This is a genomic window from Amycolatopsis sp. TNS106 (assembly GCF_019330265.1).
Lineage (GTDB): Bacteria > Actinomycetota > Actinomycetes > Mycobacteriales > Pseudonocardiaceae > Amycolatopsis > Amycolatopsis lurida.
The window spans coordinates 7,063,087-7,075,629 of the sequence record NZ_CP024972.1; the positions used below are offsets into that span (position 1 = coordinate 7,063,087).

Consider the following 12,543-nt stretch of genomic DNA (forward strand, 5'->3'; position numbering starts at 1 on the left):
TTGCGGCACACTGCATGCCATGGCGTCCTCTGTGAGCAGGAGATCCGTTCTTCGCGCGGCGGGTGTCACCGCCGCCGGAACAGCGGCGACGTTCACCCTTTCGGGTGCATCTAGCGGGGCGGAGGCCCCGGTTTTCGCGCATGGGGTCGCGTCGGGCGATCCGATGTCCGATTCGGTCCTTCTCTGGACCCGTGTCACGCCCTCGCCCGAGGCGATTCCGGGATCCGGAAAAGGAGGGACGGCGGACGTCCGGTGGGAGGTGGCCGAAGACGCCGGATTCACGCGAGTCGTCGCTCGCGGTCACGTCCGGACCGGGCCGGAACGCGACCATACGGTGAAGGTGACGGCGGACGGGCTGTGCGCGTCGACCGCGTACTGGTACCGCTTCACGGCACAGGGGAGGGTCTCGCCGTCCGGGCGGACACGCACCGCGCCTTCGCACGACGAGGACGTCGCGAGCCTGCGGCTCGGCGTGGTCTCGTGTGCCAACTGGGCTGTCGGTCACTTCGCCCCCTACGGCTACCTGGCCGACCGCGACGATCTGGACGCCTTCATTCACCTGGGTGACTACCTCTACGAAGGGAATCCCAACCCTGCGGGTGATCTTCGGCCTTCGGTACCGCCCAACGAGTTGATCACCCTGGGGCACTACCGGCAACGCCACGCGATGTACAAGACCGACGAGCACCTCCGGCGGCTGCACGCCCGTCACCCGATGGTCGCGACCTGGGACGACCACGAGGCCGCCGACAACGCCTGGTCCGGCGGGTCGCCGTCACACGACCCGGCGACCGAGGGAAGCTGGCACGACCGGATGCGGGCCGCGCACCAGGCGTACTTCGAATGGATGCCGGTGCGGCACCGCGGCGACCGGCTGTACCGGCGGCTGAAGTTCGGGACGCTGGCCGACCTCACCATGCTGGACCTGCGGACGTACCGGACGCGGCAGCCCGGCCCGGCCTCGGCGGAGGGCACCATCCTCGGCGCCGAGCAACGGCGGTGGTTCCTCGACGGCCTCGCGCGCGGGACCGCGTCCTGGAACCTGATCGGGAACTCGGTGATGGTCACGCCGATCAAGATTCCCGCGCTGCCCACCCGTGAACGGCTCGCCCTCGACGACCTGCTCGAAGGCCAGCCGACCACGGTGAACACCGACCAGTGGGACGGCTACACCGCCGACCGTCGCCAGGTCCTCGACACCATCGCCGCGCAGGGGCGGGGCAACACGGTGTTCCTGACCGGCGACGTCCACTCGTCGTGGGCGAACGACGTGCCACGGGACGGGACGAGCGTCGCGGTGGAGTTCGTCTGCCCGTCGGTCACCTCGGACAACATCGACGAGCAGCTCGGCGTCCCGCCGCGGACCGGCTCGCTGAAGGTGGAGGCGGCGATCCGCGCGCTGAACCCGCACGTGCGCTTCGTCGAGCTCGACTCGCACGGCCCCGGCGTCCTCGAGGTGACCCCGGAAGCCGTCCGGATGAACTGGTACTACGTCGCCGACCGCCGCGACCCGGCGACCGCCGTGACGTTCGCGCACGCCTTCCGGACGGTGGCCGGGGACCCCCGGGTGCGCCCTGCGGACGGCTGAACGGGCGCCGATATACTGGCCGTGCCCGGGCTGCCCTGGGCGCGGCCGCTATAGCTCAGCTGGTAGAGCATCTGTCTTGTAAACAGAAGGTCAGGGGTTCGAGCCCCCTTGGCGGCTCACTTCTTATTCCATCGAAAACACCCATCTACCTGGTGTTTTCGTCTTCGGCTGTTGCCAGCGGCCGGTTGCCGACCCGCGCGACGACAACGACGCCACGCTGCTACCGATTTCCGGCGCGTAAACATCGAAAGCCCCCGCATCCGCGTCCTGCGGGAAGTGGGGGCTTTCGATGCGTTCGAGCTGAGTGGGCTACGGCCTGGTCAGCTCGCGCCGACCGACGTCCGTGAGCACGTAGTACGGCAAACGGTCAGGGCGGTCCGGAGAGGCCTCGTCGAATCCGTCGGTGACCCATCCGAGGTTAAGCAGCTTTTCCAGCAACGCGGACAGCCGTTGGCCGGTGAGGTTCGCCGCGCGTCGGCGGTTCCGGAGGCCAGCGGAACCGGGCCGAGCGATATCCGGCACCCGGATGGGTCGGCCCGGTCGGCTGTTTCGGAGGATGACTTCCCGCGCTACCGAAGGCCGTGTTTCGGACCTGATCCCCGGCAAGGCAGCCACGCCGGTCGCGCCGTCGTCTTTGAGCACGCTTTCCTAGTCCGGGGGAGGGAACTTCGGTGGTTTGGGCCGGTTCGGCGGGCGGTTGTCCGCGGGCTGCGTGGCATCGGGTGAGTTCCGGACGGGTCGATCAAGAAGTCCGTTACGGTGCTCGGCCGAATGGCGAGAGTGCATCGATGGGGTGAATGGGTATCGGCCGGTAAAACCTTGCTGATACCCCGGCTACAGAGTCCCTTCGAACACGACGGTGCCGTTGGCATCACGCGCTCGAGTGTGGACCTCCCGCGGGAACGGATCCTTCACCTCTTTCGGCACGAAGACCACGAAGGTCCCGTCGACCACATCGGATGTCGAGGTCAGTCCGGCGCCGAAGTCACAGGTCACCGTCACCGCCGTCGACGGAAGCCGCGTCCCGGCGTACGGCGTCCGGGCGTTGCCCCGGTCACCGCCGTCTTCCACACCACCCAGGGGCTGCATCGGAATCGTCCGGGGCTGCTCCGGCGGGAGCTCGAAATGGTCTTGGTAGACACGCATCTTCAACCGGCCGGGGTGCCGAGGGTCCGGGATGGTCGTGCATGCCAGGCTCCGGTCGCCCAAACGAGCGAGAACGACCCGATAGCCGTCCTTCTCCAGCAGCGCGCCCGGCCGGTAGCCCGCCGCGTCGGAGACGGCGTCCACCGCGCCGGACAGGCATTCGCCCAGCGCACGTCCCGCAGGCGAGTTCCGGTCGGCTGGAGCGGCCGGGCGATCGACGGCCGAAAGCAGTGGCGCCGGAGCCGGCGGCAGGTTCGTGGTCGTCGCTCCGACGGGTTCGTAGACGGACAGTTGTGTCTTCTCGGGGGCGGTCCAGGTGAACGAGGCGAACTGATGTGTCAGGGGCGAGGCTTCCACGGTGTCCCCGCCGCCGGAATCCTCGGCCTGGAACGCGAGACCCGCTCCCTGCCAGGCCGGGTCGAGGACCCCGCCGATCAGTCCGGTCGAGCTTTGCAGGAGCAGTCCGGTGCGGGTGCCGGGCGCATAGGCGGGGGCGGCGTTCGGGTCGGACAAGGTCACGGTGGTCGGCGTCGTCTCGCAGAACATCGGCTTGCCCGCCGCCGTCGCGGCGACGACCGAAACGTCCAGCATGACGTCCGTGAAGTGGGGGACCCATTCCTCGCGCGGGGCCACTCGGTCCGTCTTGCCCGCGGCCCGCACCGCGGCCCAGCAGCGGTCGAGCGAGGACGCCGCCAGCCCGAGGTCCAGTTTGAGCTCCCCGGCGGCCGGCGCGGGGCCGGGGTCCGTGCCCTGCTGACGAAGTGACTGCGTTGCGGCGGCGACACCGGACGCGACGAGAACGACCGCCGCGGCGGCGGCGTACCAGGTGCGTGCCGTCCGCCGTGGCTTCGCGATCCCCTCGCGGACGGACGACCGCATCCGGGCGCGGACGTCGTCCGGCATCGCCTGGCGAGGCGGGTACACGGGTTCGCCGCTCATTTCTCCTCCAGCAACGTACGCAGCCGGGCTCGTCCCCGGGAAAGATGGGCGCGGACGGTGACCTCGGCGATGCCCAGCAACTCCGCGGCGTCGGCGATGCTCACCTCGGCGGCCAGACAGAGTTCGACGACTTCGCGCTGCGATTTCGGCAGTGACCGGACGGCTTCGGCGACTCGCCCCAGCCGTCGCTGGCCGTCGATCTTCTCGGCCACCGAATCGGCGTGGTCGGATACGGCGGGCTGGGCGGGGATCTTCCCGAGCAGCCGCAGCCGGCGGCGAGCACCGCGGTGCTCGTCACGGGCGACATTGGCCGCGACCGTGTAGAGCCACGGCAGGGCGCTGTCCCGTACCAGGGTCACCTCGGCCCGCCGCCGCCAGGCGATGAGGAACGTCGTGGACGCCAGGTCCTCGGCGCTGCTCCACGAACCGGTCAGGCGATACGTGTAGTTCCACAGAGCTTCGGCGTGCCGCTCGAACAGCTCACCGAACGCCCCCTCGTCGCCGTCGGCCGCGCGGGCCCACAGTTCCCGGTCACCGGTCTTTTCCACCGGTACCCCCGCCCCGATCGCAAGACTGCTCACACCCTGGTTGTGGCCGGCACCGGCCGAACGTTGCGCGCAACTTTCGGGGGCGGAGAAGCCATGTCAGGCCATGATCATGGAACAGGTCCGGACGACGGACAACCAGGCGACGTCCTGGCGGATGCCCCTGTCCGTGGCGGTGCTCTCGGCGGTGGTGTTCCTGCTGGCCCGCCCGCATTTGATCGACGACACGTTCATCACGCTGGCGTACGCGCGCAACGTCGCCTTCCACGGCCACTGGGGCCTGCTCGCCGATGCGACGTCGAACACCGCGACGTCGCCGGCGAACGTGCTCATCCTGGCGGCTCTGACCGTCTTCGTCCGCGACGCCGTCTTCGCCGCCGGAGTGCTGTTCGTGCTGTGCCAGGTCTTTCTCGCTCTGGCGTTGCGCAGGCTCGGGGCGGCGGCCGGGCTACCGCCCCGGTTCCCTGTGCTGACACTCGCCGCGCTGACCGCGAACCCGCTTCTGCTCTCGTCGATCGGGCTCGAGGTCGCCCTCGGCGCGGCGGTCCTGGGCTGGCTCACCGTGTTCGCCGTCGAAAAGACCTCCTTCGCCTTCGGGCTGACAGCCGGCCTGCTGGCCCTGGTTCGGCTGGACCTGATCGTGTTCGCGGTGGTGCTCTTCGTCTTCCTCCGTCCCGGCGCGGGACGCGCGCTGCTCGGCGCCGGGCTGATCACGGTGCCGTGGTTCGGCTTCAGCTGGGTGGTGCTCGGCGCGGCGGTACCGGACACCGTGGTGATCAAGACGCTCCAGGGATCGCGACATGCTTGGGGCGCCTGGAACTTCGGCAACGGCCCGCTGTTCTACGCGCGGACTTCGCCGGTGATGACCGCGCTGGCGTTCCTGCCCGCCGTGCTCGCCGTCCTCGCCGTGGTGACACTGGCCGTCCGGCGGCGCACGATCCCCGCGGGGCTGCGGCCGTTCGCGCTCCTCGCCCTAGGCGGCCTGCTCTACCACGTCGGCTATGTGGTGCTGGCGGTTCCGCCCTACCACTGGTACTACGGCCCTGGTCTCACCGCGGCGACCGTTTTCGTCTGTGCCGTCGCGGTTTCCCGCCGGATCACGGCCATCGGGGTACTCGCGCTGATCGTCGCCGGTCTGATCGCGTACGCGGCTGCCGGACTTCCCCGCGCGTACGCGCCGCTCACGTCGAACTACACGTCGAGCGCGCAGTACGCCCGTATCGGAGCGGAACTGGGTGCGCTCGCCGGAGGCCGGATCGTCGGCAGCGCGGGCGAAATCGGCGTCCTCGCCTACCATTGCGGTTGCCCCATCGTCGACGTCTTCTCCGACCGTGGCCTGTTGCCTGCCGCGATCGCGGCGCGCGGCGAGGAGAATCGCTGGATCCGCGCGATACTCCGCGTGAATTACGCCTTCTTCGACTTCGACGTCAAGCCACGCCGTCCCGAACTCGTGCTGCGCCGGCTGGCGATCCCGCCGCCGGACGCGCTCGCGCATTGGACGCTCGAGGCGCCGACCCTCGGAAAGCAGGAGCTGTACCTGGTGCCGGACAAGGAGTGAAAGCAGTGCCGCGACGAGGCGGACGCGCGGTCGCGCCTGGGAGGGCGACCGCGCGTCCGCGATAAGGCTGCGTAGCACCGCTGCTGGGGGGTCAGTGGTGCGCAGCGGGGCTGCTGTCCTGCTCTTCGACGGACGCTTGGCTGGTCGGCGGGACGCGGCGGAGGGCGACCAGCACGAATCCGGCGAGGACGAAGCACCCGGTGGTGCCGATCCAGGCGACCCAGTGCAAGCCGTTGACGAAGGTTTGACTCGCCGCCGCCCGAAGCCCGTCGCCCAGGGCGGCGGGTAGCTGGGCGGCCGCTTCGAAAGCCGCACCGAGGGTTTCCTTGGCGCTGGCGAGCACGTCCGCCGGAAGCCCCGGCGGGACGAGGTTCTCCAGTTCGCCGCGGTAGACCACCGCGCCGAGGCTGCCGAGCAAGGCGATACCGGCGGCGCCGCCGAACTCGTTGGCGGTCTCGGAGATGGCGGCGGCCGCGCCCGCGCTCTCCTTGGGGGCGGTGGCCAGCACCAGGTCCGTGGAGAGGGTGGCCACCGCGCCGATACCGCTGGACATGACCACTTGCGAGGCCACCACCCAGCCCACTCCGGACGCGACGTCCACCTGAGCGAAGAGGACGAAACCCACGCCGCCGAGGGCCAGGCCCACCGCGACGATCCTGGACGGTTTGACCCGGACGGCCAACGCGGTGCCGGTGCTCACGCCGATCAGCATCCCGGCGATGCCGGGCAAGCTCCACAGCGCCGCCTGGAACGGGCTGAAACCGAGCACCAGCTGGAGATACTGCGAGATGAACATGCCGAGCCCGGCCAGGACCAGGAAGGTGGACGCGCACGCGGCCACCGCGCCGCTGAACTGCGCGCGCCGGAACAGCTTGATGTCGATCATCGGATGCTCGGCGGTCAGCTGCCGCCGGACGAACAACACGCCGAACGCCAGGCCCAGCGCCACGGAACCGAGGTAACCCCAGGAGAATCCGTCGGCGGCGATCTTCTTCACGCCGAACATCACCGGCAGCACCGTGGCGAGCGAGAGCACGGCGCCGGCGAAGTCGAACCTCCCCGCACCCGGGTTGCGGAATTCCGGAAGCAGGATCGGGCCGAGGATCAGCAGCAGCACCATCACCGGCACGTTCAGCAGGAAGACCGATCCCCACCAGAAGTACTCCAGCATGAGCCCGCCGATGATCGGCCCGACGATGGCGCCGCCGGCGAAGCCCAGTGTCCACACGCTGATCGCGACCTGCCGTTGGCGTGCGTCGTGGAACATGTTGCGAATCAGGGAAAGCGTGGACGGCGCCAGGGTGGCGCCGGCGATTCCCAGCAAGGCCCTCGCCGCGATCAGCATCTCGGTGGAGTTCGAGTATGCCGCGATCAGCGAGGCGATGGCGAACAGCGTGGCGCCGACGAGCAGCACCTTGCGACGGCCGACGCGGTCGCCGAGGGTGCCCATGGAGATCAGGAAACCGGCCAGCACGAAACCGTAGAGATCCAGGATCCACAACAGTTCGGCGCTGCTCGGTGCCAGGTCCGCGCTCAGAAACGGCAAGGCGTAGAAGAGCACCGACAGGTCCATCGAGACCACCAGGCACGGCAGCACGATGACCGCCAGGCCGAGCCACTGCTTGCCGGTGGCTCGTTCGGAGCCCGTCGGCGGTGGTGGTGCAGTCATGGATCCCCCTACTTGATTACAACGTAAACAAGGACGTTGACAATGTATACTGAACCCTCGGGATCACGCAAACAGGATGTGAGGAACGGTGGCATCGAAGGTTCGGGCGGCCCTGTCGCTGTCGCTGATCGTCGAGACCGCGATCAAGGTCGCCGACGAAGGCGGCCTTGAAGCGGTCACGATGCGCGGGGTGGGGCAGCGGCTCAACGCCACGGGGATGGCGCTCTATCGCCATGTGGCGAACCGGGAAGCGCTGATCGAGTTGATGATCGATCAAGTGGTGAAGGAGTTCGCCTATCCGGAGGGCAGGCCGGAGCATTGGCGCGACGCGTTGCAGGCGGCGGCCCGGCAGGATTGGCGTTCCTACTTCGCCCATCCTTGGATGCTGGCCGCGACGGCGACGGCGAAACCGCCCATGGGGCCCAACATGCTCGCTTCGATGGAGTGGTCGCTGGCGACCTTCGACGGGCTCGGGCTTTCGGGTGCCGAGAAGCTCTATCTGCTCGGCGTGGTGAATTCCTATGGTCAGGGGCTGGCGCTGAGCTGGGGCCACGGCTTTCTTTCCCGTGGGGAAGACCGGGAGGATGCCGCGGACTGGTGGATGGCGAATCTTCCCGGTGAGGGAGCGAACGAGACGTCACCGCGGTATTCGCGGTTGCTCGAGGTCACCAAGTCACTGGGGGCGAGTCCGGCCTCCGAGGGATACATCGACGACGAGTTCGAATTCGGCCTCCAGCGGGTGCTCGACGGAATTCAGGTTTACCTCGACAGCCGAGGCTGAGTCGCGGCGCCGACGTCTCGCGGCGCGTTTCGAAAGAAGCGCGCCGAACGTCGCCGCATGCGCTTGCCGAGGTGGTCGGCGGTGATGGCCATTGCTGTGGAAGAGCCTACCGGCTCCGGCCGGGAATCGGCCACCATCCGAAAATAGGTGCGGCCGAATCGGCCGTGCTGCTAGTTTCGATGCCGTGGAATGGGGGCGGTATGGGTGGCGCGCGGAACGAGCCGATCGGTCGCTCGATTTCCGGCTGTCACCTCGCGGTAGCACACGTGGGGAGCGTCGACGTGTCGTTCCCGCTCACTGGGATACGTGCTCGATGATCTTCGGCGGATGCCCCGTGAAGTTCGGGGTTGCCATGGGCCGAAGCCTGTGTACGATGTAATCAGCGTATTCGATCTTTCCCCCGGGGAACCCATGGGGCTCGGGGATTAACTGGGAGCGGCACAAGTTCCCCGGGTTGCTGCCCGAGGTGCTGGGGGACGTTCGAGATGTCCTCGAATGGTGTGCCGGATGGGTAATTCGCGGTCGATCTGCCATAGCAAACAACCGATGTGGCCTGGGTGGACACGAGGTTGCTTCGTTAATGCGTGCGGATTTCTGGGATAGGGGGATCCTGTGGCGATGAAAGTGACGGCACCGGACGGCGTGGCCGGGGAGAGTTCTTGGTCGCTCTGCTCCGGCTGTCGCCGGGTGGTCTATCGCAAGCGGCTTGAGCGAGAATCGCTGGTATGCCCCGAATGCGGTTTCCATCAGCGGCTCACCGCACTCGAACGCATCGGCCAGCTGTTCGACGAAGGATCGGTCCGGATACTGGAACAGCCGGTGCCCAGCGCCGACGTACTCGGATTCACCGACACGATCCCCTATCCGGAACGCCTGGCCGCGGCCAAGGCCCGCACCGGGCTGGACGAGGCGGTCGTGGTGGCCGAGGCCGCCGTGAACGGCAGGCCGCTGGTCGCCGCGGTGATGGATTTCCGCTTCCTGGGCGGAAGTCTGGGCGCCGGAGTCGGCACGCTGATCGTCGCGGCCGCGGAAACGGCGCTGCGGCGACGGATTCCCCTGCTGCTGGTGTGCGCCTCGGGGGGTGCCCGCATGCAGGAGGGCGCGCTGGCCCTGATGCAGATGGCGCGGACGAGTCAGGCGCTGGCCGAACTCGACGAGGCCGGGATCCTCACCCTGTCGGTGATCACCGATCCCACCTACGGAGGTGTCGCGGCCTCGTTCGCGCTGCTGGCGGACGTGGTGCTGGCGGAGCCGGGCGCCCGCCTCGGGTTCGCCGGCCGCCGCGTGATCGAGCAGACGATCCGCCAGCGACTTCCCGACGGTTTCCAGACCGCGGAGTTCCTCGCCGAGCGCGGGCTGATCGACGGCGTCCGGTCACGGAACGCGCTGCGGGACAGCTTGACGCGGCTGCTGGCGGCCGCTGGGCCTGCCGCGGAGCCCGGACCCGGGACGGGCGGCGCCGTGGTCATCCGCGACCACACCGAACTGGCCGCCGGTGATCCGTGGGCCGCGGTGCGCTCCGCCCGTGATCTCGGCAGGCCGACCACTTTGGACCTGATCAGCCGGGTCTTCACCGATTTCGAGGAGCTGCGCGGGGATCGCCTCGGCGGGGACTGCGCCGCGGTGGTCGGCGGGCCCGCCCGGCTGGACGGCACGCCGGTGATGGTCGTCGGCCAGCAGAAGGGACACACCGCGGCCGAGCTGGCCGCCCGCAACTACGGCATGCCCTCCCCGCAGGGTTATCGCAAGGCCGCGCGGTTGATGCGCCTGGCGGCGAAGCTCGGGCTCCCGGTGATCACCCTGGTGGACACTCCCGGCGCCTATCCCGGCTTGACCGCGGAGGAGGACGGCCAGGCTTTCGCCATCGCCGACAACCTGAGGTTGTTGTCCGGCCTCGCGGTCCCCGTGATCACCGTGATCACCGGCGAGGGCGGAAGTGGCGGCGCGCTCGCCCTGGCCGTCGCCGACGAGGTGCTGATGTTCTCCGGCGCGGTGTACTCGGTGATCACCCCGGAGGGCTGCGCGGCGATTCTCTGGAACGACCCGTCGATGGCCTCGGCCGCGGCGAGGGCGCTGCGCGTGGACGCGCGGGAGCTGCTCCGGCTCGGAGTGGTCGACGGGGTGATCTTGGAGCCGGAAGGCGGCAATCAGGCCGATCCGGCGATGGCGGCGGAGCGGCTTCGTGGCGCGCTGGTCCCCGCGATCCGGCGGTTGGCCGGGCACGGTCCGGACGAGCTGGTGCGCGGACGTCGCGCCCGGTTCCGGGCTTTCGACGGTGCGGTGGGTACTGCGGTTACCGAGGAATGGAGCGCGGAGCGATGACACAGAGCTGGACCGAACATCTGGCGCGTGAGTTCGGCGGCCGCATGGGCAACGGTGCCGGTCTCGGAGCGTTGGACGAGCGACGGGAGAGTCACGGCGAACTCCTGGAGCAGGTGCGGGAAACCGCGCTGCGCCTGGTGACCGCCACCCCGGTTCCGCCGCGGTCACTGCGGCTGCGGGCCGGTGAGGTGTCGGTGGAGATGGACTGGCCGGACTCGTTCGCCCCGGTCCCGGCGCCTGCCGTGGAGCCGCGGGCGGTGGCCGTCACGGAACCCGCCGGGGACACCGGCCTCGGTGAGGTGTGCTCGACCACCGTCGGCGTCTTCTACCACGCGCCCGAACCGGGCGCGCCGCCTTTCGTCGAGCCCGGCGATCGAATCGAGCCCGGACAGCAGATCGGGGTGATCGAGGTGATGAAGCTGATGGTCGCGGTGACGGCGGACGAGGCGGGGACGGCCGTCGCACTGCTCGCCGCGAACGGCGAATCGGTGGAATTCGGCCAGCCGCTGCTCTCCTTCCGTCGCGACTGATCGGGGGCGGCCGTGTTCAGCAAGGTATTGATCGCCAACCGGGGCGAGATCGCCCTGCGGGTCGCGCGCGCCTGCCGGGAGCTGGGCATCGGGGTGGTGGCCGTGTACTCCACGGCCGACCGGGACTCCGCGGTGGTCCGGTACGCCGACGAGTCCGTCCACATCGGACCCGAAGCGGCCAGGGACAGCTACCTCAGCATCCCCGCGCTCATCGAAGCGGCCCGGCGCACCGGCGCCACCGCGATTCACCCCGGTTACGGATTCCTCTCCGAGGACCCGGATTTCGCCGAGGTCTGCCGGGAGAACGGAATCGTCCACATCGGACCGCCGGCCGAGGTGATCGCCCGGCTGGGGGACAAACCGGCGGCCAGGACGCTCATGGCCGAGGTAGGCCTGCCCATGCTGCCGGGCAGCCTCGGCCCGCTTCCGACGGTGGCCGCCGCCCAGGAGACGGCCGACGAGATCGGCTATCCGGTGATCATCAAGGCCGCGGCGGGCGGCGGTGGCCGGGGGATGCGGATCGTGCACGAAGCGGACGAGTTCGCCGCGGCCTACCGCGAAACCGCCGCTGGTGCGCAGCTGCTCTTCGGCGATTCCCGGGTGTACGTGGAGCGGTACCTGCCGATCTCCCGTCACGTCGAGATCCAGGTACTCGCCGATCAGTACGGGGAGGTGATCGCGCTCGGCGAGCGCGACTGTTCGGTCCAGCGGCGGCATCAGAAACTGATCGAGGAGAGCCCCGCGCCCGGGCTGCCCGCCGAAGTGGTCGACCGGATGCAGCAGGTCGCCGTGGCCGGGGCCAAGGCCGCGGGATACGTCGGCGCGGGCACCTTCGAATTCCTGCTCGCCCCCGACGGGGCCTTCTACTTCATGGAGGTGAACTGCCGGATCCAGGTGGAGCACCCCGTGACCGAGATGATGACCGGCGTCGACCTGGTCGCCGAGCAGATCAGGATCGCCGCGGGCGAGCCGCTCACCGTGCGCCCACCGGGGACCCGGCCGCCGGGCGCGGCGATCGAATGCCGCATCAACGCGGAGGACGCCGCCCGCGGTTTCGTGCCGACACCGGGGGTGCTGACCGAGTTCGTGCCCGCCGGCGGGCCGTTCGTCCGGGTGGACACGCACGGGTTCCCCGGTTACCGGGTTCCGGCCGGGTACGACTCCCTGCTGGCCAAGCTGATCGTCTGGGCGCCCACCCGGGCCGAGGCCGTGCGCCGGATGGACCGTGCGCTGGCCGAGTTCCGCGTCGAAGGGCCCGGGGTGCGCACCACCTCGGAATTCCTCCGCGACGTCCTGCACGATCCCGAGTTCCGTTCGGGAACGCATTCGTCCGACATCGTCGGCCGTGTGCTGGAGAGCCGTAAGGAGGTGCTGGGGGTTTCCGCGGCCGCGGCTGAGCGCTGATCCCGGTCGCGGCCGGTTTCTCACCAACGGTTCGTCCGCGCGCGAAGCGCCGGACGGGCAG

9 protein-coding genes and 1 tRNA gene are annotated in these 12,543 nt (G+C 69.4%); 7 read left to right on the top strand and 3 right to left on the bottom strand.

The window, feature by feature from the left end; genetic code table 11:
- Positions 1–19 precede the first annotated feature (19 nt).
- Both CVV72_RS32555 and CVV72_RS32560 read left to right on the top strand, forming a co-directional pair.
- Positions 20–1,588, top strand: a complete 1,569-nt coding sequence (locus CVV72_RS32555) for an alkaline phosphatase (RefSeq protein ID WP_255632334.1) — start codon at positions 20–22, stop codon at positions 1,586–1,588.
- 44 nt (positions 1,589–1,632) lie between these two features.
- A tRNA-Thr gene (locus CVV72_RS32560) sits at positions 1,633–1,705 on the top strand.
- Positions 1,706–2,422: 717 nt separating this feature from the next.
- Here CVV72_RS32560 and CVV72_RS32565 read toward each other — a convergent pair.
- Together CVV72_RS32565 and CVV72_RS32570 are read right to left on the bottom strand one after the other, a co-directional pair.
- Complete coding sequence (locus CVV72_RS32565; RefSeq protein ID WP_219147721.1) at positions 2,423–3,673, bottom strand: hypothetical protein; 1,251 nt, start codon at positions 3,671–3,673, stop codon at positions 2,423–2,425.
- Positions 3,670–4,254, bottom strand: coding sequence for an RNA polymerase sigma factor (locus CVV72_RS32570; RefSeq protein ID WP_034310236.1), 585 nt, complete (start codon positions 4,252–4,254; stop codon positions 3,670–3,672). The genes CVV72_RS32565 and CVV72_RS32570 overlap by 4 nt, the downstream gene beginning before the upstream one ends.
- Before the next feature lie 70 nt (positions 4,255–4,324).
- Between CVV72_RS32570 and CVV72_RS32575 the strand changes: the two genes are divergently transcribed.
- Positions 4,325–5,776, top strand: a complete 1,452-nt coding sequence (locus CVV72_RS32575) for a hypothetical protein (RefSeq protein ID WP_219147722.1) — start codon at positions 4,325–4,327, stop codon at positions 5,774–5,776.
- 91 nt (positions 5,777–5,867) lie between these two features.
- On the opposite strand, the gene CVV72_RS32580 is transcribed toward CVV72_RS32575, so the two are convergent.
- A complete protein-coding gene (locus CVV72_RS32580) occupies positions 5,868–7,445 on the bottom strand; it encodes an MFS transporter (protein WP_219147723.1) in 1,578 nt (525 codons plus the stop codon).
- An 88-nt stretch (positions 7,446–7,533) separates the two neighbouring features.
- Between CVV72_RS32580 and CVV72_RS32585 the strand changes: the two genes are divergently transcribed.
- From CVV72_RS32585 to CVV72_RS32600, 4 genes are all read left to right on the top strand, one after another.
- A complete protein-coding gene (locus CVV72_RS32585) occupies positions 7,534–8,226 on the top strand; it encodes a TetR/AcrR family transcriptional regulator (RefSeq protein WP_219147725.1) in 693 nt (230 codons plus the stop codon).
- A 618-nt stretch (positions 8,227–8,844) separates the two neighbouring features.
- Entirely contained in the window at positions 8,845–10,548 is a 1,704-nt protein-coding gene (gene accD / locus CVV72_RS32590) for an acetyl-CoA carboxylase, carboxyltransferase subunit beta (RefSeq protein ID WP_219147726.1), read from the top strand.
- Positions 10,545–11,078: a biotin/lipoyl-containing protein gene (locus CVV72_RS32595; protein ID WP_219147727.1), complete on the top strand. Its 534-nt coding sequence runs from the start codon at positions 10,545–10,547 to the stop codon at positions 11,076–11,078. Before accD ends, CVV72_RS32595 begins: the two co-directional genes overlap by 4 nt.
- Positions 11,079–11,090: 12 nt before the next feature.
- Positions 11,091–12,482, top strand: a complete 1,392-nt coding sequence (locus CVV72_RS32600) for an acetyl/propionyl/methylcrotonyl-CoA carboxylase subunit alpha (protein ID WP_219147728.1) — start codon at positions 11,091–11,093, stop codon at positions 12,480–12,482.
- Positions 12,483–12,543 lie beyond the last annotated feature (61 nt).